Here is a 21102-nt window from a genome sequence, read left to right as displayed (position 1 = left end):
GCCTCCCGGCGGGCACGCGAATTGCCGGTACTAGCAACTTGCCGGAGACGGACATGAACGAAGAAACCGATCGCGTAAGACGCCACACAGCGGCCGAGGTACTTCGGCGAATCGACGATGTGACCGTGGTCAGTTTGACCCGCTGCGCCGCGTCGCCTGCCCAATTCGAGCGGCGCCTGGCCGAACTTGACCGCGAGTGGGACACGGACCGCGCCTTGGAAACCGAGGCGGCGACGATGGGGCTCATCGGGTTGGCGTTGGGTGCGTTCGTGCGCAAGCGGTTTCTCGGCCTGCCCGCCATCGTCGCGGCCGCTGTCCTGCTGCAGGCCACAACGGGGCGCTACCCCCTCATGCCGCTCTTCCGACGCCTCGGGCTGCGCACTTCGAAAGAGATTGCGCGCGAACGCTATGCCTTGAAGGCATTGCGGGGTGATTTTGCCGGCATGGGAACGACCCGCGCTGCAGAGGCTGCCCTCTCCGGCGAACAGCCCGCGGACCCGCGCAGGTCCGACGACGAGCCCCGCCCGGCCCTGCACTAGGAGCACTTCATGGCCATCGCCGACCGCCTGCCTGCAACGACGCACCGTGTCGAGTTGCACACCTCGCCCGAGCTCAACGACGCCATTCGGCAACGGGCCGACGCGGAAATCGTGCGTCTGGAAGGCGCGCCTGCTGCTGAAGTTGACCAGCGCCTGCAAGCTCTGGACGCCGAGTGGGATGTCGAAAGGCTCCTTCAGACCAACGCTTCTGTCATCGTTCTTGTGGGGTTGGCCCTGGCCACATTCGTCAATGGAAAGTTCCTGTTGCTGCCTGCTGGGGTTTTCGGGTTCTTCGCCCAGCACGCGCTGCAGGGTTGGTGCCCTCCCATCCCTGTGTTCCGCCGCCTCGGAGTCCGCACTCAGCGCGAAATCGAGCGCGAGCGTTACGCTCTCAAGGCGCTGCGTGGCGACTTCGACCAGGTGCCTGCCAGGGACGCCGCGCCGGCGAGCGAGCGAGTGCGCGCGGCCTTGGCGGCGGTCGACAAGTAACGATGCCGACAGGTGCGACGCCCCCGCGGATGGCGCGCTGCTGGCGGAGCCTGTCCGGCTGCGCTTATGCTGTGCGCGAACACCACCCGTGACCGCCCCATGACCGACCCGCGCCCCTACACCCACGACATCCCCCCCGACCGCCTGCCCGCGCTGCTTCGCGCCATGCCGAAGGCCGAGCTGCACATGCATATCGAGGGCTCGCTGGAGCCCGAGCTGATCTTCGCGCTGGCCCAGCGCAACGGCGTGGCCATTCCCTACGCCAGCGTGGAGGACCTGCGCCGCGCCTATGCCTTCACCAACCTGCAGAGCTTTCTCGACATCTACTACGCCGGCGCCAGCGTGCTGCTGAACGAGCAGGACTTCTACGACATGGCCTGGGCCTACCTGGAGCGCGCCGCCGCCGACAACGTGGTCCGCACCGAGATGTTCTTCGACCCGCAGACGCACACCGCGCGCGGCGTCGCGATGCAGACGGTGATCGACGGCCTGCACCGTGCCTGCGTCGACGCCCAGGCGAAGCTGGGCGTCAGCGCCGCGCTGATCCTGTGCTTCCTGCGCCACCTGAGCGAAGAAGATGCATTCGCCACGCTGGAGCAGGCGCTGCCAATGCGCGACAAGTTCATCGGCGTGGGCCTCGATTCCAGCGAGCTCGGCCATCCGCCCGAGAAGTTCGCGCGTGTGTTCGCGCGCTGCCGCGAGCTGGGGTTGCACCTCGTCGCGCATGCGGGCGAGGAGGGCCCGCCGGCCTACGTGTGGAGCGCGCTCGACGTGCTGAAGGTGGAGCGCGTCGACCACGGCGTGCAGAGCACCAAGGACCCGGCGCTCATGAAGCGGCTGGCGCAGGACCGCATCCCGCTGACCGTCTGTCCGCTGTCCAACCTGAAGCTGTGCGTGTTCCCGGACCTGACGCAGCACAACCTCGGCCAGCTGCTCGACGCCGGCCTGGTGGCCACGGTGAACTCGGACGACCCGGCCTACTTCGGCGGCTACTTGAACGAGAACTTCATCCAGACCTTCGCGGCGACCGGGTTGACGGCGAAGCATGCGTGGCAACTGGCGGCCAACAGCTTCGAAGGCAGCTTCGTCGATGCCGCGACCAAGGCCGGTTGGATGGATCGGCTGAACGAGAGCTTTGCGCAGTACGGCAGGGCGTGAGCTTCGGTGCGCCCGGGGGGCGTCGGGATGCGTTGGGATTTACCCAATAAAATTGCTTTTTGTTGGGTAACTTTTTCATGTCGCCGCATACTTTGTATCGCCCCCAAGAGCTGGCTTTCCGGACGCAGTACGCCGAGCTGAAGGAGCGTGCCGGCGCCGCCGGCAGCCTGCTCTACGGAACGCCCGGGACCTTGGTCAGGCGGGAAGGCACAGGATATGGGTATTGGTACAGGGTCTACTACCCTTTCCCGGGCCGGCAGGCCGAGCAACTGATTGGCAGGGACGGAGACATCGAGACGCTGGAAAGCGTCGAACGCCAGATCGAGTTCGCTCAATGGGCCGCAGCCCAGGTCCGCGATCTTCGCAAGCTCCGGTTCCAGGTGGCCGACAAGGGCGTCGCCAGTGTCATGGTCGAGCTTCACAACAGGGGCATCCTGCGCTCGGGCGTGACGCTGGTGGGGACGCTGTGCTACATGGCTTGGCTCAACGAACTCGGCGCCAAGGCGGTTTCCGCACGGACGCAGGACATCGATCTTGCGACGCGGCAGAAGCTGACCCTGGCCTTGCCGGCGTCCTTTCTCGAGGCGATGGACGCGACCCGCCTCGACTTCGCACCTGTACCCGGCATGCCCAGCCAGTCGCCATCCACCTCGGTCAAGCAAAAAGGGCGCGATGGCCTGAGGGTCGATGTGCTGACGCACGGCGACAGCCTGGGAAAGACCGTTCCGATCCCCCAGCTGATGTGGAACGCCCAGACCGTGCCTCAGTACGCCTATCTTCTGGCGCAGCCTCGGCAGGCGGCGCTCCTTGCCGGAGGGCATTGCATTCCGCTCGTGCTCCCGCAACCCGAACGATTCGTCTGGCACAAGCTCTTCTCGAGCACATCGCGGCAGAGCTTTCCCGAGAAGGCAGAGAAGGACCTGGTGCAGGCAGCGACTCTGGCGGCGGTCCTGGTCGAGCAGCACGACGAAGTGCTGTCCGATTCGTTCGCCGATGCGCCCCCCGTCCTGCGCCAGGCCGTGAAGAAGCGGCTGCCTGCGTTGCGCCGCGCCTTGCGGGCCCATCCCCAGGCGCTCGAACAGTTCGAAGCACTCCTCGGGTAGTCAAAGGGCCTGCGCGCGCGGCTGACGCCGGCCCTCCTGCGCCGGCGCGAGCAGCGGCAGCGCGAGCAGGGCGCAGCCACTCGCCGCGAACCAGACCAGCGGCCAGCCTTGCAAGCCCTGCAAATGCGGGATCGCCAGCGGCGTGAGCAAGCACACCCCGAACACGCTGGTGTTCGCCATGCCCAGCGCGGTGCCGGCGCGGGCGGCGCCCGCGCGCACCGCGAGCTCGGTGTAGGCCACGCCGTGCCAGGCCGAGAGGCAGATGCCGCTTGCGGCCATCAGCAGCATCAGCAGCACCTGTCCGGTCGCCAAATCAGCGCCGAGCTTCGCGAGCGAAGCCAGGCCGAGCCCGGCGAACAGCAGCACGCCGATCGCGCTGCAGGCGCGCAGGTAGGCTGGGCGGTTCCGGCGGCGGTCGGTCCATCGCCCGCTCCAGACGCGCATCGCCATAGAGCGCGGCGAATCCGGCGCGCAATGCCACCAGATCGCGCCCGGTGTGGGCGCCGCGCGGCGCGTGGACCGGCACCGGGGCCCAGAGTTCTACGGCCTGCGCCCGCGGCCGGCGTGGCTTGCTGCCTGGCGTGTCTTTTGCAGTTCCTTGAGCTGCGCCAGCTGGTTCGGGCAGTCCGCGTTGCTGGCCACCAGCACGAAGGGACTGCGCCGCAGCGCCTCGACCGACTTTTCGACATCGGCCGGCATCCGGTGCTTGTTGACCAGCCCGGCCGCGACGGCCGCCCTGGAGCTCTTGAAGAAGCCTTTTTCGAAGGCCGGGGTGCCGCAGCGTGCCGCGATCACGCGGTAGTCGGCCTCCTGCTGCTCGGCGGCGGTCGGCGCAGCGAACTGTCGCGTGGTCTGCGCATGCACCGGCAGGGAGATGCCGATGACCGATGCCGTTAGAAATGCTCCCAGTTCAACACGCGCTTTCATAGGACCTGCCTGCCGCTTCACGAACGCTGAGGGGTTCGTCGTCTGCATCGTACTGCTGCATCGCGACGCACGCATGGCATGGGCGTGAACTATTGCCCGGAGCGCACGCGGAGTTGCGCATTCGCACCAATGCGGTGGCGGCCGCGCGACGCCGGGCTGCGCCCAGGCTTGACCTCCCATCCGATAGGGTGGAGCTTTCTTCGAAAGCACGGCCGGCGGCGAGCGCGTGCTGCTGTTGGCCGAAGACGCCACCGGCATCGTGGGCACGCTGCAGCTGGCGCTCGATCAGCCGCGCTGTGGCCGCAGGGCGGGCCCTGTGACACCACATTCTTCTACCGCGTGCTGGACCGCTGGGGCCACGTCCGGCGTGCGCGTGGTCTCGGGCTTTCCCGCCGGGCCGGCCGGCGGGCGGTCCGCCGGACTGGCTTATGCTGCCCATCCTGATGAAGTCGCCAGGTCTCCGCAACATCCGCATCAGCCTGAACACGCGTTTGAGCGCCGCCGTGGCCGCGGTGGTGCTGGCGGCGACCTTCGCGATCGCCACCGTCGCCTTGCATCTCGTCAAGGCCAGCATGGAGGCGTCGATCGCCGGCGAGGAGTTGGCGCGCGTCTCCGCCATCGCCGAAGCGGTCGACCAGAAGTTCATCGGGCGGCGGACCTTGCTGAAGACCTTTGCCGACAGCGTGAAGTCGCACGACTTCCCGAACGCCGCGCCGCTGCAGGGCCTGCTGGAACAACACCAGTCGCTGCGCGAGGCCTTCGACAACGTCGCGCTCATCGATCTCGGCGGCGAGATCGTCGCCAACCTGAACGGGGCGCAGCAGATCGGCCGCTTGAACGTTCGGGACCGTTCGTACTTCGCGGACACCGTCTCCACCGGCGCCGGCGTCATCTCGCAGCCGTACCGCAACCGGATCAGCGGCCTGGCCCAGGTGGCCATCACGCAGCCGGTTCAGGACGCGGCCGGGCGCCTGCGCTACGTGGTCTGGGGCTCCATCAACCTGCAGAATCGCAACATCCTGGGAGATCTGGCCGACGTCAAGTTCGGCAAGACCGGCTACCTCTTCATTCTTTCCGCGGACGGTGTCGTGATCGATCATCCGCGAGCGGCGCTCGTGCTGAATCGCGCCGGCGCCGACAGTGCCGCTGACACCGAGATCCAGCGCGCGATCGCGGGCTTCGAAGGCACCAGCGAAGGACTGGACCTCGACGGGGCGCAGGCCCTCTACGCATTCAAGCGCATTCGGCAGGCCGGCTGGATCTTGGGCTCGGTCTATCCGCGCAACGAGGCTTTCGCGCAAATCGATGCCATCGAGCGCGTGGCCTGGGGCGGGGCCTTCGTGCTGGCCGTGCTGGCGGGGGCCGCCGCGCTGGCCCTGGTGCGGGGGCAGCTGCAGCCGTTGTCGCACCTGCATCGGCGCATGCGCGATGCCCAGGCCGCGCCGGAAGAGGTGGCGACGCCCGGCGCCTATGCCCGCGACGAGATCGGCGACCTGTGGCGAACCTTCGACGAGCTGATGCAGCAGCGGCGAGCCAGCGAAAAGTTCCTGCGCGACATCACGGACAACCTGCCGGCGATGGTGTCGCACGCGGACGCACAGGGGCGCTACACCTTCGTGAACGCGCGCCTGTGCGAGAAGCTGGGCCGCAGCGCGGCCGAACTGATCGGCCAGCCCGCGCGGGATGCGCATGGCGCCGAGCAGAGCGCCATCCCCGAGCGCTACCTTCGGCGGGTGCTGGCCGGCGAGCCGGTGACCTTCGAGCGCCGGGGTTCCATCCGGCGCGGCGAGGAACCCCATTTCTTCCAGACGGAGCTGATCCCCGACCTGGACCGGGCGGGCGCGGTGCGCGGCTACTACGCGATGACCTCCGACGTGACGGAGCGCAAGCGCACCGAGCTCAGCCTTGCGCACAGCGAGGCGCAGATCCGCACCATTGCCGACAACATCCCCGCGCTGGTCTCGCGAGTGGACGCCTCGCTGCACTACACCTTCGTCAATGCCAAGGTCAGGGCACTGCACCAGGACGATGCGATGGTCGGCAAGTCGATGCCGCAGAAGCGCGGCGCCGCGGACTTCGCGCGCGTGGAGCCCTGCTACCGGCGTGCGCTCGCGGGAGAGACCGTGATCGTCGAGGAGGCCGGCGATGCGATGCTCGGCATCGCCGAGCGGACCTACAAGGCCCACTACATCCCCGACCTGGACGACGTCGGCATGGTTCAGGGTGTGTTCACCATGACCTTCGACATCACCGAGGAGGTCAACATCCGCAAGGCCCTGGGCGAGCAGGAGAAGCGGCTGCGCGACGTCACCGACAGCATTCCGGCGCTGGTGGGGTATTTCGATCGCGACCAGAACTGCCTCTACGGCAACAGCCGGGCACGGCAGATGGCCGGCATCGGCGATGGCCGGCTCGACGGCGTGACCCTGCGCTCCGCAGTGGGCGAGGCGGTGTACGCGCAGCACCTGCCCTTTATTCCGAAGGTGCTGGCGGGAGAGGCGGCGCGCTTCCCGGTCGAGGCGCCGCTGCACGGCGAGCCCGGGCATTTCCAGGTGAACCTGATTCCCGACAAGGACCTGCAGGGACGGGTTCTCGGCTTCTACGTGATGACCTTCAACATCACCGCGCTGAAGGAGGCGGAGCTGCGCCGGGCCGAGAGCGAGATGCGCCTGCGCACCATCACCGACAACATGCCGGCGCTGATCACCTACATCGACCGCGAGCAGAAGATCACCTTCGCGAACGGCACCTATCGCGAGTGGCTGGGGCTCGATCCCGCCAAGCTGGTGGGACTCCATATCCGCGACGTCGCAGGGCCCGAGCTGTACCAGTCCCGCAGGGCCATGATCGAGCGCGCGCTGGCGGGCGAGCGCGTCGAGTTCGAGGCCGCGACCAGGAAGGGCGATTTCGATCGCGTCACCCACATCATCTACGTGCCCGACATCGGCCCCGACGGCGAGACGCACGGCATCTTCTCGCTCAGCCTGGACATCACTGCGCTGAAGGCGGTGGAGCGCAAGCTGATCGAGCTGGCGCGGGTGGACACCCTGACGGGCCTGCCGAACCGGCTGGCCTTCAACGAGCTGCTGCCGGCAGCCATCGCGCGGGCCGATGGCACGGGATGCGCGCTCGCCCTGATGTTCCTCGACATCGACCATTTCAAGAGCATCAACGACACGCTGGGCCATGCCGTGGGCGACGGCGTGCTGGCCGAGTTCGCCCGGCGCCTGAAGGACGGCGTGCGCAGCACCGACACCGTGGCGCGGCTGGCCGGCGACGAGTTCGTGATCGTGCTGCAGAACCTGGATGCGCAGGAGGCCGCCGCGTCCGTTGCCCGCAAAATCGTCGCGCACATCCACACGCCTGCCTTCCGGATCGACGGCCGGGAACTGGAGGTCACGACCAGCATCGGCGTCGCCTTCCATGCGCCCTCCGATGCGGCCGTCACGCCGTCCGAGCTGCTGGCGCGCGCGGATGCCGGGCTCTACGCTGCGAAGGCGGCGGGGCGCAACACCTTCGCCTTTGCTTCAGGCTGAGTACTTTCGTAGTGAAGGCGAAAGCCCTCCTCGTGCGGGCGCGCAGCTGTGCTGAAATCGCCGGTGGGAGCCCTGGAGCTCCTCGAGAAAAACCCGACAAGAGAGGCCCAAGCCATGTCGTCTGCGGAAGTCGTCACGCCGGATCAGTTGTTGAAGGAACTGGAGGCCCAGGGCCGCATGCCGATCATGCGCATCGGCCAGGCGCTGGTCTCGCTGGGCATGGTCACGCAAGAGCAGCTGGAGGCCGCGCTGGCGCAGCAGCAGCTCGACCGCAGCGTGCCGCTGGGCGAGACGCTGGTGCGCATGGGCGTGGTGAGCCGCTCGCAACTGCAGCTCGCGCTGGTGCGCAAGATGGGCTACCCGCTGGTCAACCTGCACCTGTTCCCGCCCGCGGCCGAGGCTTTGCGCAAGATCGGCCATGGCGTGGCGCGGCGCCTGCAGGTGATGCCGCTGATGATCCACGAGGGCCGCCTCGTGCTCGCGCTCGATGACCCGGCGAGCCGGCACGCGGCCATCGACGAGGTGGAGTTCATCGGCCAGATGAAGGTGGTGCCGGTGATCGGCCAGTGCCGCGACCTGGACCAGGTGCTGCAGAAGGCGTACGAGAAGATCGGTGCACAGGCGGAGGGGCGCTCGGCGACAGACGCGATGAGCATCGATTTCGACCTGGCGGGCACCAGCGAGCTGCTGGAAACCCTCGAAAAAGAGGTTCGCCCCCCGGCCGACGAGGACGCGCCGATCGAGCAGTCGGACAACTCGCTGGTGCGGATGATCAACAGCATGATCCAGGAAGCGCACCGCGAGGGCGTGTCGGACATCCACATCGAGAGCTACCCCGGGCGCGAGAAGACCCGCATCCGGTTTCGCCGCGACGGGCGGCTCTACACCTACCTGGAGCTGCCGCCCAGCTACCGCAACGCGATCGTCGCGCGCGTGAAGATCATGTGCGACCTCGACATCAGCGAGAAGCGCAAGCCCCAGGACGGCAAGATCAACTTCGCCAAGTTCTCGCCCCAGCACCGCATCGAGCTGCGCGTGGCGACCATCCCGACCACCGGCGGGCTGGAAGACGTGGTGATGCGCATCCTGGCATCGGCCAAGCCGATCGCGCTGGATGCGCTGGGGCTGTCGGGGCGCAACCTGGCGCGGCTCACCGAGGCCATCGAGCGCCCCTACGGCATGGTGCTGTGCGTCGGGCCGACCGGCTCGGGCAAGACGACGACCCTGCACTCGGCACTCATGCACCTCAATACGCCCGAGCGCAAGATCTGGACCGCCGAAGACCCCATCGAGATCACGCAGGCGGGCCTGCGGCAGGTGCAGATCAACCCCCGCATCGACTGGACCTTCGCCAAGGCGCTGCGCGCCTTCGTTCGCGCCGATCCGGACGTGATCATGGTCGGCGAGATCCGCGACGAGGAGACCGCGAAGATGGCGATCGAGGCCTCGCTGACCGGCCACCTCGTGCTGTCGACGCTGCACACCAACAGCGCGCCCGAGACCGTGACGCGGCTGCTCGACATGGGCATGGACCCTTTCAATTTCGCGGACTCGCTGCTCGGCGTGCTGGCGCAGCGGCTGGTGCGCCGCCTGTGCACCCACTGCATCAGCAGCCGCCCGCTGACGCCGGAGGAAATCGACGAGCTGGTGTCCGACTACCTGAATGCCTACGCGGTGAAGGCCTCGCCGTCCGATCGCGAGGGGGTGGTTGCTTCATGGGAGCGCCGCCATGCCCGCGACGGGAGGCTCATGAGCTTCTCGAGCGCCGGCTGCAAGCAGTGCAAGGACACCGGCTTCAGGGGGCGCGTCGGCATCCACGAGCTGATGCTGATGTCCAAGGGGCTGCGCCGCCTGGTGCAAGGCGGCGCCCGCGCCGAAGAGATTCAGCAGGCGGCGTTGCGCGAGGGCATGCGCACCCTGCGCCAGGACGGCATCGCCAAGGTCCTGTCAGGGGAGACGACGATCGACGAAGTGCGCGCGACCAGCAACGTCTGAATGCGCGGGGCGGAGCCCGCCCCAGCCCCGCGTGCCCCGGTCGCGGAAGAGCCGCCGGTAAAATAGGCGCCGGCGCTGCTGCCCCGCAGCGCCCATTTTTTGTCCGGGGCCATGTAGAGGAACACCATGTACAAAAACCTCGCTGCCGCGTTCGCGGCCGCCTGTTTTTTCATATCGCCTTCGTTTTCGCAGTCCGTCGCCGGGGCGGACCCGCTCAAGATCGGCTTCGTGTACGTCGCGCCCGTCACCGATGCCGGCTGGGTGCGGCAGCACGAGGAGGGCCGCAAGGCCGTCGAGTCGGCGCTGGCCGGCAAGGTGAAGACCACTTTCGTCGAGAACGTGCCCGAGGGACCCGATGCGGAGCGCGTGATCCGCGATCTGGCGCAGCAGGGCCACAAGCTGATCTTCACGCCCAGCTTCGGCTACATGGAGCCCACGCTCAAGGTGGCGCGCGACTTCCCCGACGTGAAGTTCGAGTCCATCACCGGCTACAAGCCGGCGCCCAACGTCGCGACCGCCAACGCCCGCTACTACCAGGGCCGCTACCTGGCCGGGATCGCGGCCGGGCGCATGAGCAAGACCCATGTCGCCGGCTACGTGGCGGGCTTCCCGATCCCGGAGGTGCTGCAGGGCATCAACGCCTTCACGCTGGGCATGCGTTCGGTCGACCCGAAGGCGCGGGTCTTGGTGGTGTGGCTCGACGCCTGGTTCGATCCGCCGAGGGAGCGCGACGCCGCGATGACCCTCTTCAACCAGGACGTGGACGTGATCGCCTTCCATACCGGTTCCACCGCCGTGATGGCCGCGGCGCAGGAGCGCGGCAAGATGGCCGTCGCCTACCACTCCGACATGCGCAAGGTCGCGCCCGATGCGCAGATCGTCGCCGTCACCCACCAATGGGGCCGCTACTACACGCAGCGCGCGCAAGCGGTGCTCGACGGCACCTGGAAGCCGGTCAGCGTCTGGGGCGGCGTGAGGGAAGGGATGATCCGCGTCGGCGATTTCGGCCCCAAGGTGCCCAAGGCCGTGCAGGACGAGGTCCTGGCGCGCCAGCAAGACATCGCCAGCGGCAAGCTGCAGGTTTTCCGCGCGGCGCAGGACGTGCGCGACAACGAGGGCAAGATGGTCATCGCCAAGGGCACGGGGCTGCGCGACGACCAGATCCTCATGATGGACTGGCTGGTGGAGGGGGTGCAGGGGCGGATCGCGCGGTGAAGCCTGGCGCTCAATGCACGAACCCACGCTCCCGATGAAAGTACGCCGCCTCGGGATCGAGCTTCTTCACCTGTACCGCCGGCGACCCCGCATACACCGCGAATTCCTCCCCGTGCGCCTTGTTCAGCACGGACCCGGCCCCCAGCATCGAGCGATCGGGCAGCGCGGCGCCGCCGAGCACGGTCACCCGCGTGCCCACCAGGCAATAGGCGCCGATGCGGATCGGCTTGCAGTCCTGCCGGTTTTCCACCGCATTGATGCCGTGCGTGATCAGCTGCGAGTGGTAGCCGGCGATGGTGGTGAAGGCGCCGATGTCGACGCGGTCGGTGCAGTCGATGATGTGCTGCTTGGTGATGGCCGCATGCTCGCCCAGCGAGAGCGTCGGATCGCGCCCGGTGCGGTGCTTGAAATGGGCGCCGGCCGGCGGATGGCCGGTGATCCAGTTCGAGCGGTCGATCACCGAATGCGCGCCGCACTCGAGACGGCCCAGATGGATGGCGACGTTGAAGTGGCCGATGTAGGCCCCTTCGCCCATCACCAGGTGCCCAGGGAAAACATAGGAAAGCCCGATGCGCGCGCCGTCGGCGATTTCGTAGCCCCAGAAGCGGCGCAGCAGCGCCCGCTTCAGCGCCCACGGCAGGAACACCACCAGCAGCCCGAGCAGGCGCCTCACAGGCGCACTTTCCGCTCGTCGAGCACGCGCCGGTAGGCCGCGACGTAGTTCAAGGCCATGCGGTGCGCCGAGTAGTGCGAGGCGTTCTCGATGCCCATGCGCCGCATCTGCTCGAAGCGCGGCGCGGCTTCCTCGATGGCGACGGCCATGGCCTCGGCATCGTTGGGGTCCACGTAGACCGCGCCTTCGCCGCCGATCTCGTTCATCGGCGCCAGATCGGAGGTGAAGACCGGGCAGCCGCAGGCCTGGGCCTCGATCACCGGCCAGCCGAAGCCCTCCTGCAGCGAAGGGAAGAGCAGGGCGGTCGCGCTGGAATAGAGCGCGCGCAGCTCTTCGTGCGACACCTTCTGCACCGTCTTGATCCGGTCGGCCACGCCGTGCTTGCGCGCCAGCTCGGCCATTTCGGGCACCAGCTCGGGCCCGACGAACACCAGCTGCTCGGCCGGCGCAGGCCGTCCGCTCGCTGCCGCGCGCTCGTGCAGCGCGATGAAGGCCTCCAGGACCTTGCGGCGGTTCTTGCGCGCCAGGTCCCAGCCGACGTGGATCAGGAACTTGTCGTCGGTGGAGATGCCGAAGCGCCGGATCAGCCCCCGTGCCTCCTCGGGCGGCACCGGGCGGAAATCGTCGTTCAGCCCGTTGAGCACCACGGTGACGCGCGGCTCCTCGGCCAGTCCCAGCGCCAGCAGCTCGCGCCGGGTCAGGTGCGAAACGCAGGCCACCAGGTCGGCCGCCGCCAGCCCCTTGACGATCAGCCGCTGGAACAGGCGGCCGGTCCAGCTCACGTCCCAGCCGTCCACCATGCCCTTGGCAGCCTGCACCGCGATCACGTCGTGGCAGGTGATCACGTTGGGCTTCGACCGAACCCAGGGGATGTACATGCCGTTGGAGTGGTCCGTCACGTGCACCACGTCGGCCCAGCGCACATGGCGGGCCATCGAGGGAATGAAAAGGATGAATTTGTCCACATAGCCCAGCCACTTCCACAGGCGCGAGGAAGTGGGGACCCGCAGCACGCGACGCGGGGGCGTCAGCACCCGCAGCTCGCAGCCGGCTTGGGGAAGTTCGCGCTCCAGGACGCGCTTGAAGGCCAGCATGCTGGTCTGGCCGTCGGGGACGTAGTTCCCGATGAGGAGCACTTTCATGCTGGACGTGCGCGGCGGTCTGCGTCGCGTGAAGTCATCGATGTTCCTGTTGGGGTTGAAGAAAAGAATTATGTTCTAGCGCCAGGGACAACCCGGAGGGGGCGGGATGGCCGGCGGGGCTGTCATATAGCCTCCATATGCGCGCGCACATTCTGTACCGGCCTCCCTGCCTTACCCTCCCAGCCCATGCAAGCCTACCGTGCCTCCCTTCTGCGATTCGACGCCGCCGGCCAGCCGGTCTTCGACGAGGACGGCCTGCTGGTCGTCGGTGCCGATGCCGCCGGGCGGCAGCGGGTCGTGGACGCCGGGGCCTTCGGCAGCGTCGCCGCGCGGCATCCGGAGGTGGCGGTCACCCACTGGCCGGGCCGCATCATCGCCCCGGGCTTCGTGGACATGCACATCCACTTTCCGCAGACCGACATCATCGGCGCCCCCTCCGAAGGGTTGCTGCCCTGGCTCGAGAACTACACTTTCCCGGCCGAGAGCCGCTTCGCCGAGCCGGCCCATGGGGCCGAGGTGGCGGAGGTCTTCTTCGACGAGCTGCTGCGCAACGGCGTCACGACCTCCCTGACCTTCGCGACCTCGCATCCGGCTTCGGTGCAGGCCTTCTTCGAGGCGGCGAAGCGCCGCTGTCTGCGCATGATCACGGGGAAGGTGCTGCAGGACCGCCATTCCCCCGACGGCGTGCGCGACCAGACCGAGCAGAGCCTGATCGATACCGAGTCGCTGATCCGCCAATGGCACGACGTGGAGCGCCTGGGCTACGCGATCACGCCGCGCTTCGCCCCCACCAGCACCGACGCGCAGCTGCGCGGCGCGGGCGAGCTGGCCGCGAAGTACCCGGACACCTGGATTCATTCGCATGTGGCCGAGAACAAGGACGAGGTGAAGTGGGCGCGCGAGCTCTTTCCCGGCGCCCGTTCCTACCTCGATGTCTACCGCGGCTTCGGCCTGATGCGCGAGCGCGCCGTCTATGCCCACTGCATCCATTTCGACGACGACGACCGCCGCCTGATGCGCGAGACCGGCACCGCCGCCGCCGTGAGCCCGACCAGCAACCTGTTCCTGGGCAGCGGCTTCTTCGACTTCGAGGGGGCCGACCGCATCGGCTGCGCCTACGGGCTGGCCAGCGACGTGGGCGGCGGCACCAGCTTCAGCCCCTTCTCGACCATGCTGGCCGCCTACTACGTGGGCCGCGAGGGCCAGACCAAGCCGGGCCTCAGCATCGCGCCGTCGCAGCTGTGGTGGCGCCACACCGGCGGCGCGGCGCGCGCGCTGGGGCTGGAGGGAACCATCGGCAACCTGCAGCCGGGCTGCGAGGCCGACTTCCTGGTGCTCGACCCCAAGGCGACGCCGATGCTCGCGCGCAAGACGGCGCGGGCGGAGAGCCTGGAGGAACTCCTTTTCGCGCTGATCGTGCTCGGCGACGACCGGCTGGTCGAGCGCACCGTGATCTCCCAGGCGCTGCCGGCCTGAGCTCGGCGGGTCGGTGAAGCCGCTGCCTAGAATAGCGGCCCCTAGGAAGGACCTGACATGAGCATCAAGAGCGACAAGTGGATCCGGCGCATGGCCGAGAAGAACGGCATGATCGAGCCTTTCGAGCCGGGCCAGATCCGCGAGCAGGACGGCCACCGCATCATCAGCTACGGCACCTCCAGCTACGGCTACGACATTCGCTGCGCGCCCGAGTTCAAGGTCTTCACCAACATCCACAGCACGGTGGTCGACCCGAAGAACTTCGACGAGAAGAGCTTCGTCGACTTCCATGGCGACTCCTGCATCATCCCGCCCAACAGCTTCGCGCTGGCGCGCACGGTCGAGTACTTCCGCATCCCTCGCAACGTGCTGACCATCTGCCTGGGCAAGAGCACCTACGCGCGCTGCGGGATCATCGTCAACGTCACGCCCTTCGAGCCGGAGTGGGAAGGCTACGTGACGCTGGAGTTCAGCAACACCACCCCGCTGCCGGCCAAGATCTACGCCGGCGAGGGCTGCGCCCAGGTGCTGTTCTTCGAGAGCGACGAGGTCTGCGAGACCAGCTACAAGGACCGGGGCGGCAAGTACCAGGGCCAGCGCGGCGTGACCCTGCCCAAGGCATAGTCCTCCGGCATCGCATCCCGCCGCGGGCGTCCCTCACCCGCATCTCGATGATTCTGTGGACATGACGACTTCGCGGCGCTGTCCTGCACGCGCTCGCGCCGCACAGGCCATGCGGGTGCGGTGCCCACGCGGAAGGATGAGCGCCTCGGGGCGCGATGCTGCACAGCGCGCGCGTACCATCGGGAGCGGCAGCCGCCGGTGGGCGGCAAGGAGAGCGTCATGAGATGGGAAGGCAACGAACAATCGGACAACGTCGAGGACCGCCGCAGCGGGGGCGGGGGCTTCGGCGGCCTGCCGATCGGCGGGCGCAGCGTCGGGCTGGGCACGGTCGTGGTGGCCGTGATCGCGGGATGGATCTTCGGCATCAACCCGCTCACCTTGCTGGGGCTGATGAGCGGCGGCGAACCGCCGGCCCAGGTGCAGCAGCAGGGCCCGGCCCAGAAGCCGCCGGCCAACGACCGCGAGGCCGCCTTCGTCTCGACCGTGCTGCGCAACACCGAGGTGGTGTGGAGCGACATCTTCCGCCAGAACGGCGGCAGCTACACGCCCGCCCGCCTGGTGCTGTTCCGCGGCGCCACGCCCACTGCCTGCGGCACCGGACAGTCGGCCATGGGGCCCTTCTACTGTCCTGGCGACAAGAAGGTCTACATCGATCTTGCCTTCTACGACACCCTCTCGCGCCAGCTTGGCGCACCCGGCGAGTTCGCCCGGGCCTACGTGATCGCGCACGAAGTGGGCCACCATGTGCAGGACGAGCTGGGCGTCACCGGCAAGGTCGACCAGATGCGCGGCCGGCTCAGCCAGGCGCAGAACAATGCGCTGAGCGTTCGCGTGGAACTGCAGGCCGACTGCTTCGCCGGCATCTGGGCGCACCATTCCCAGGAATCGAAGAAGTGGCTGGACCCGGGCGACATCGAGGCGGCGATGAATGCCGCGCAGAAGATCGGCGACGACGCCCTGCAGCGCTCGGCCGGCCGGGCCGTGGTGCCCGACAGCTTCACCCACGGCACCAGCGCGCAGCGCCAGCGCTGGTTCGCCGCGGGCTACAAGAGCGGCAAGGTCCAGGACTGCGACACCTTCGCCGCGCGCAGCCTGTAGTTCGAGCCCCCGTTCGAGCCTCCGTTCGAGCCGCCGTCTGTTGCTATTGAAAACATAGCGAAACCGCCAGTCACCGCACTGTCATCCCCGTTTTTTGCCGCAGTGCGACAATAGAAGGTTCATGACCAGTTCCTTCTCCAATCTTTCCCTGGCCGAGCCCTTGGCGCGGGCCGTGGCCGAAATGGGCTACGAGACCATGACGCCGATCCAAGAGCAGGCCATTCCGGTGGTGCTCGCAGGCCAGGACGTGATGGGCGCCGCACAGACCGGCACCGGCAAGACAGCGGCCTTCTCGTTGCCACTCCTGCAGCGCATGCTCAAGCACGAGAACAGCTCGACCTCGCCGGCGCGCCACCCGGTGCGGGCGCTGGTGCTGCTGCCCACGCGCGAGCTGGCCGACCAGGTGGCGCAGCAGGTCAAGCTCTATGCCAAGTACACCAACCTGCGCAGCACGGTGGTGTTCGGCGGCATCGACATGAAGCCGCAGACGCTGGAGCTGAAAAAAGGCGTCGAGGTCCTCGTGGCCACGCCGGGCCGGCTGCTGGATCACATCGAGGCCAAGAACGCGGTGCTCAACCAGGTCGAGTACGTGGTGCTCGACGAGGCCGACCGCATGCTCGACATCGGCTTCCTGCCCGACTTGCAGCGCATCCTCTCGTACCTGCCCAAGCAGCGCATCACGCTGCTGTTCTCGGCCACCTTCTCGCCCGAGATCCGGCGCCTGGCCGGCAGCTACCTGCAGAACCCGGTCACCATCGAGGTGGCGCGGCCGAACGAAACGGCCTCCACCGTGGAGCAGCATTTCTACAGCGTGAGCGACGACGACAAGCGCCGCGCGCTGAAGCAGATCCTGAGGCAGCGCGGCCTCAAGCAGGCCTTCGTCTTCGTCAACAGCAAGCTGGGCTGTGCGCGGCTTGCGCGCTCGCTCGAGCGCGAGGGCCTCAACACCACCGCGCTGCACGGCGACAAGAGCCAGGACGAGCGCCTGAAATCCCTGGCCGCCTTCAAGGCCGGGGAGGTCGATCTGCTGGTGGCCACCGACGTGGCCGCCCGCGGCCTCGACATCAAGGACGTGCCTGCGGTCTTCAACTTCGACATCCCCTTCAACGCCGAAGACTACGTGCACCGCATCGGCCGCACCGGCCGCGCGGGCGCCTCGGGCCTGGCGGTGAGCTTCGCCAGCGGCGGCAACGACGTGCGGCTGGTGGCCGACATCGAGAAGCTGATCAAGAAGAAGATCGAGCTGGAGCCGGTGGAGTTCGACGAGGACCGCCCGCGCGGCCGCATCAACGACGGCCGCCGCCACTGGCGCGACGAGGGCGAGGCCGGCGACGCGCGCGACGTGCTCGACCAGCCGCGCGAGCGCAACGGCGAGGCGCGCTTTGGGCGCAACACACGGCCGCACCGCACGCCCTCGGCGCCGCGCGATCCCTTCTTCGAAAAGCCTTACGAAAGCCCCGAGCGCGAGGCCGCGCCCTCCTGGGAGGCCGCCGCCAAGGCGACACCCTCGCGCGGCATCTCGAGCAACATCAAGAGCAAGCGCAAAGTGCCCGCGCTGTTCAAGGCTGCGGCACCGCAGCCGAACTGAGCGAGGCTGTTCAGCCCGGCTTCTGCGCCTGCGCGCAGCGCACCTGGATCAGCTCGCGATCGGCGCTCGTCGCGCCCATGCGCACGGCGCTCAGGCAGCCGCCCCAGACGCAGCCCGTGTCCGCGGAGATCAGGTCGGGGCGCGAGACCCAGCCCAGCGTCGACCAATGGCCACAGGCGATGGTGACGCCCGCCGTGCGCCGTCCGGGCACCTCGAACCAAGGCATGAAGCCTTCGGGCGCGGCATCCGCGCCGTCCTTGGCTTCGAACTCCATCAGCCCCCCTGCAGTGCAGAAGCGCAGCCGCGTCAGCGCGTTGACGATGACGCGCAGACGCGCGTTGCCCGTGAGCGAATCGCTCCATTGCGCGGGCTCGTTGCCGTACATGCTCTGCATGAATTCGGTCAGCTCCGGCCCGCGCAGCACCGATTCGAGCTCGGCCGCCAGCGCCAGCGTGTCCGCGAGGCTCCACTGCGGCAGCACGCCCGCATGCAGCATCAGCAGTTCGCCGTCGGCGAGCTCGCGGTGCAGCGCCATCGGCTGCCGGCGCAGCCAGTCCAGCAGGGCCTCGCGGTCGGGTGCGGCCAGGACTCCGGCCAGTGTGTCCTTGCGGCCGTTCTTGCGCGCGCCCTGGGCCACGCCCAGCAGGTGCAGGTCGTGGTTGCCCAGCACGCTCTGCGCGGCGCCGCCCATGCGCTGCAAGCGCCGCAGCACGGCCAATGAATCGGGTCCGCGGTTGACCAGGTCGCCCAGCAGCACGAGCTGGTCGCGGCTGGGGGAGAAAGCGATGTCGTCGAGCAGGCGCGCGAGGGCTTCGTCGCAGCCCTGCACATCGCCGATCAGGTAGAGTGCCATGGGTTCCCATTCTCGCCTCCCCCTCCATGGATGTATTTCTGCTGGCCTTGCTGACCACGCTCAACGCGGCGTTCGCAATGTCCGAAATGGCCCTGTCCACCAGCCGCCGCGCGCGCCTGGCCGCCCTGGCCGAGACGGGAGATGCCGGCGCCGCAGCTGCGCTGGACCTGATGGAATCGCCCACGCAATTCCTTTCCACCGTGCAGATCGGCATCACCTCCATCGGCATGCTGAGCGGCATCGTCGGCGAGGCGGCCTTCGCCGGACCGCTGGCCGCCTGGATGGAGCGCGCGGGCCTGGGCCCGGCGGCGGCCAGCTTCGTGTCTACTGCCGTGGTGGTGAGCTGCATCACCTTCTTCACCATCATCTTCGGCGAGCTGGTGCCCAAGCGCATCGGCCAGCTCTATCCCGAGCCGGTGGCACGCCACGTCGCACGCCCGATGCACATGCTGGCCGCCGCCGCCAAGCCCTTCGTGCTGCTGCTCTCGGGTGCCACGGCCGCGACACTGAAGCTGTTGCGCATCGACCTGAACGCAGGCCGCATGGTGACCGAGGAAGAGATCTCGGCCAGCCTGGAAGAAGGCGTCGATGCCGGCGTGATCGAGATGCACGAGCACCAGATGGTGCGCAACGTGTTCCACCTCGATGACCGGCGCCTGAGCTCGCTGATGGTGCCGCGCGCCGACATCGAGTGGCTGGAGGCCTCCGGCACGGTGGCGCAGGCCCTGCAGAAGGTCTCGGCCGAAGCCGTGCGCGACGAAGTCCATTCCTGGTATGCGGTGTGCCGGGGCTCGCTGGACGACGTGGTGGGCACCATCAGCGTGGGCAAGCTGCTGGCGCTGGGCCTGGCGCATCCCGGCACCATCGAGGAAGCGGCGCAGCCGGCGATCTTCGTGCCCGAGACGCTGACCGGCATGGAGCTGCTCGAGCAGTTCCGCGCGCGCGCCGCGCGGATGGTGTTCGTGGTCGACGAGTACGGCGTGGTGCAGGGCCTGATGACGCCGGGCGACCTGCTCGAGGCCATCACCGGCGAACTGCAGACCGAAACCCAGGCCGATGCCTGGGCCCACAAGCGGCCCGACGGCGAGTGGGAGCTCGACGGCCTGATGCCGGTGGCCGAGCTGCGCGCGCGCCTGGGCATCCGCGAGCTGCCCGACGAGGAGCGCGGCCGCTACAACACGGTGGCGGGGTTGCTGATCTTCGTGTCCGGCCACCTGCCCGAGGTGGACGAGGAGATCGATTGCGAGGGCTGGCGCTTCCGGATCGTGGCGCTCGACGGCAAGCGCATCGACCGGGTGACGGCCCGATCGATCGCCGCGGCCCCGCACGACGTGGACGCCTGACCTCAGAAGTCGAGCGGACGAAAGGCCTGGACGGCTTCGGCCGCGGGACCGAAAGCGCCATAGCGCACCGGACAGCCGCTCAAGGCCTCGATGCGATCGATCCACGCCGCCGGCGCCGTGAGGGCCGGTGTCTCGTACAGCGGCTCGGCGGACGTCAGCAGCCGGGTCAGGCCTTCCTGGTGCGCGAGATCGGGCGCCGCGCTGCGCCGCAAGGCCGTCAGGGGCTGGGCCTCGCCGGCCACCCGGTAGGCGCTGCACCAGCGCAGGCCGCCGGTGCGCCCGATCGCATCGAGATGGCTGGCCGCCAGCCCATCGAGCCGGCCCACGGCCGCGAGCGCGTAGCGCCACAGCACGGCATCCGGCTGGCCGCGGCGGAAGCGGCCCTGCCAGCCGGCGTCGGCGTTGTGCGGCTCGGCCAGACGGTCGAGCACGGCATCCTGCGTCGGCAGCGGCCCGGGGCCGTGGCGCGTGAGATAGCTGCGCAGCACGCCCAGGTGCCGCACGCGCGCGGCGATGCCGGCATCGGCCAGCACGGCCTCGACGGCGGCGGTGGAGACCGTGCTCCAGCTGGTGTGCGGATGGAAGCCCCGCCATTCGTCGAGCAGCACGCCCTGCGCCCCTTCGAAGAGCACGGTGCCCGGCCGCGCCAGCTGCGCGGCGATCGCGTCGCGGCCCGCGGGCGGCGCTTGTCGCACACAGGGCTCGACCGCGGCCAGCCAACGGCGCGCCAGGGTGGGGTCCTCCAGCATGGCGCGTTCCTGCGCCGCGGCTCCGGTGGGCGGCAGCGGCAGCGGCAGCGCGTCGAGCTCGCGCCGCAGCGCCTCGCGAACCGCCTCCAGCTTCTCCAGCGCGTGCGAAGGCCGCGCCAGGTCGCCGTAGCGCAGGGCGGTGTCCGGCATGGCCAGCGCCTGTCGCACCGTTTCGCCCACCCCCACGCCGCAGCTGCCGTGCGCCGCGGCCCCGCGCGCCCATTCGCGCAAGCGCCCCGCGGCCTGGTGGAAGGGCGTGGTGACGCGGCAGCGCGCATCGATGCGCAGCCGCGCCAGTGCGTCGGGCACGCCGCCGTGCCGCAGCGCCTCGTGCTCGACCAGGAGCGCGGTCGGATGCACGACGACCGGGCTCGCCAGCAGCGTGCAGGTGCCGGCATTGAAGCTGCCGGCGCCGAATTGCGAGAAGGTGTGGTGCCGCCCGTCCGCCAGCACCACGTTGTGGCCGGCTTGGGCGCCCCCGTTGAAGCGCACCACCGTGTGCGCGCCCCATGCACGGGCCAGGAAATCGGTGTAGATGCCCTTGCCGCAGTCGCCGAAGCCCAGGCCCAGCAGCGAGACGTAGCGCGTGCTCAC

General features: G+C 68.7%; 17 protein-coding genes and 1 pseudogene. 12 read left to right on the top strand and 6 right to left on the bottom strand.

The features are described from left to right. The first annotated feature begins 53 nt into the window (after window positions 1-53). From AC3A6Y_RS14240 to AC3A6Y_RS14225, 4 genes are all read left to right on the top strand, one after another. Window positions 54-539 carry a hypothetical protein gene (locus tag AC3A6Y_RS14240; protein WP_487868868.1) on the top strand — a complete coding sequence of 162 codons (486 nt, stop codon included), beginning with the start codon at window positions 54-56 and terminating at the stop codon, window positions 537-539. 9 nt (window positions 540-548) lie between these two features. Next, complete coding sequence (locus AC3A6Y_RS14235) at window positions 549-1028, top strand: hypothetical protein (RefSeq protein ID WP_487868867.1); 480 nt, start codon at window positions 549-551, stop codon at window positions 1026-1028. A 99-nt stretch (window positions 1029-1127) separates the two neighbouring features. Further along, window positions 1128-2186 (top strand): adenosine deaminase, encoded by a 1059-nt coding sequence (locus tag AC3A6Y_RS14230; protein ID WP_487868866.1) that lies wholly within the window; start codon window positions 1128-1130, stop codon window positions 2184-2186. A 92-nt stretch (window positions 2187-2278) separates the two neighbouring features. Continuing rightward, window positions 2279-3289 (top strand): GSU2403 family nucleotidyltransferase fold protein, encoded by a 1011-nt coding sequence (locus tag AC3A6Y_RS14225; protein ID WP_487868865.1) that lies wholly within the window; start codon window positions 2279-2281, stop codon window positions 3287-3289. On the opposite strand, the pseudogene AC3A6Y_RS14220 reads toward AC3A6Y_RS14225, so the two are convergent. Together AC3A6Y_RS14220 and AC3A6Y_RS14215 are read right to left on the bottom strand one after the other, a co-directional pair. Next, window positions 3290-3742, bottom strand: a pseudogene (locus AC3A6Y_RS14220) (MFS transporter); the annotation flags it as partial. 87 nt (window positions 3743-3829) lie between these two features. Beyond that, complete coding sequence (locus AC3A6Y_RS14215; RefSeq protein ID WP_487868864.1) at window positions 3830-4216, bottom strand: hypothetical protein; 387 nt, start codon at window positions 4214-4216, stop codon at window positions 3830-3832. A gap of 428 nt (window positions 4217-4644) precedes the next feature. Between AC3A6Y_RS14215 and AC3A6Y_RS14210 the strand changes: the two genes are divergently transcribed. The 3 genes from AC3A6Y_RS14210 (at window position 4645) to AC3A6Y_RS14200 (ending at window position 10962) form a co-directional block, all read left to right on the top strand. Beyond that, window positions 4645-7752, top strand: coding sequence for a sensor domain-containing diguanylate cyclase (locus AC3A6Y_RS14210; RefSeq protein ID WP_487868863.1), 3108 nt, complete (start codon window positions 4645-4647; stop codon window positions 7750-7752). 114 nt (window positions 7753-7866) lie between these two features. Further along, window positions 7867-9747 (top strand): GspE/PulE family protein, encoded by a 1881-nt coding sequence (locus AC3A6Y_RS14205; protein ID WP_487868862.1) that lies wholly within the window; start codon window positions 7867-7869, stop codon window positions 9745-9747. Window positions 9748-9873: 126 nt separating this feature from the next. Further along, window positions 9874-10962 (top strand): BMP family ABC transporter substrate-binding protein, encoded by a 1089-nt coding sequence (locus tag AC3A6Y_RS14200; RefSeq protein ID WP_487868861.1) that lies wholly within the window; start codon window positions 9874-9876, stop codon window positions 10960-10962. 10 nt (window positions 10963-10972) lie between these two features. On the opposite strand, the gene AC3A6Y_RS14195 is transcribed toward AC3A6Y_RS14200, so the two are convergent. Both AC3A6Y_RS14195 and AC3A6Y_RS14190 read right to left on the bottom strand, forming a co-directional pair. Then, entirely contained in the window at window positions 10973-11635 is a 663-nt protein-coding gene (locus AC3A6Y_RS14195) for an acyltransferase (RefSeq protein WP_487868860.1), read from the bottom strand. Continuing rightward, window positions 11632-12777, bottom strand: a complete 1146-nt coding sequence (locus AC3A6Y_RS14190; protein ID WP_487868859.1) for a glycosyltransferase family 4 protein — start codon at window positions 12775-12777, stop codon at window positions 11632-11634. The genes AC3A6Y_RS14195 and AC3A6Y_RS14190 overlap by 4 nt, the downstream gene beginning before the upstream one ends. A 186-nt stretch (window positions 12778-12963) precedes the next feature. Here AC3A6Y_RS14190 and guaD point away from each other — a divergent pair, with 186 nt between their 5' ends. The 4 genes from guaD (at window position 12964) to AC3A6Y_RS14170 (ending at window position 17563) form a co-directional block, all read left to right on the top strand. After that, on the top strand, window positions 12964-14253 hold the full coding sequence (gene guaD, locus AC3A6Y_RS14185) for a guanine deaminase (protein ID WP_487868858.1): 1290 nt from the start codon (window positions 12964-12966) through the stop codon (window positions 14251-14253). 57 nt (window positions 14254-14310) lie between these two features. Continuing rightward, window positions 14311-14877: a dCTP deaminase gene (gene dcd / locus AC3A6Y_RS14180; RefSeq protein ID WP_106555705.1), complete on the top strand. Its 567-nt coding sequence runs from the start codon at window positions 14311-14313 to the stop codon at window positions 14875-14877. A 219-nt stretch (window positions 14878-15096) separates the two neighbouring features. Beyond that, window positions 15097-15975: a KPN_02809 family neutral zinc metallopeptidase gene (ypfJ, locus tag AC3A6Y_RS14175; RefSeq protein ID WP_487868857.1), complete on the top strand. Its 879-nt coding sequence runs from the start codon at window positions 15097-15099 to the stop codon at window positions 15973-15975. Between the two features lie 121 nt (window positions 15976-16096). Further along, entirely contained in the window at window positions 16097-17563 is a 1467-nt protein-coding gene (locus tag AC3A6Y_RS14170) for a DEAD/DEAH box helicase (RefSeq protein WP_487868856.1), read from the top strand. A 10-nt stretch (window positions 17564-17573) separates the two neighbouring features. Here AC3A6Y_RS14170 and AC3A6Y_RS14165 read toward each other — a convergent pair whose 3' ends face one another. Then, on the bottom strand, window positions 17574-18416 hold the full coding sequence (locus AC3A6Y_RS14165) for a symmetrical bis(5'-nucleosyl)-tetraphosphatase (protein ID WP_487868855.1): 843 nt from the start codon (window positions 18414-18416) through the stop codon (window positions 17574-17576). 26 nt (window positions 18417-18442) lie between these two features. Between AC3A6Y_RS14165 and AC3A6Y_RS14160 the strand changes: the two genes are divergently transcribed. Further along, a complete protein-coding gene (locus tag AC3A6Y_RS14160; RefSeq protein ID WP_487868854.1) occupies window positions 18443-19759 on the top strand; it encodes a hemolysin family protein in 1317 nt (438 codons plus the stop codon). A gap of 2 nt (window positions 19760-19761) precedes the next feature. Here the strand turns inward: AC3A6Y_RS14160 and AC3A6Y_RS14155 are convergent, their stop codons facing one another. Further along, the gene (locus AC3A6Y_RS14155) at window positions 19762-21102 is read right to left on the bottom strand and encodes an adenylosuccinate synthetase (RefSeq protein ID WP_487868853.1); all 1341 of its coding nucleotides are present in this window, start codon (window positions 21100-21102) and stop codon (window positions 19762-19764) included.

Source organism: Variovorax sp. Soil_C_17 (genome assembly GCF_057657265.1).
Note: the sequence above shows the minus strand (reverse complement) of the source record. Positions and strands in the feature narration are given on the sequence as shown.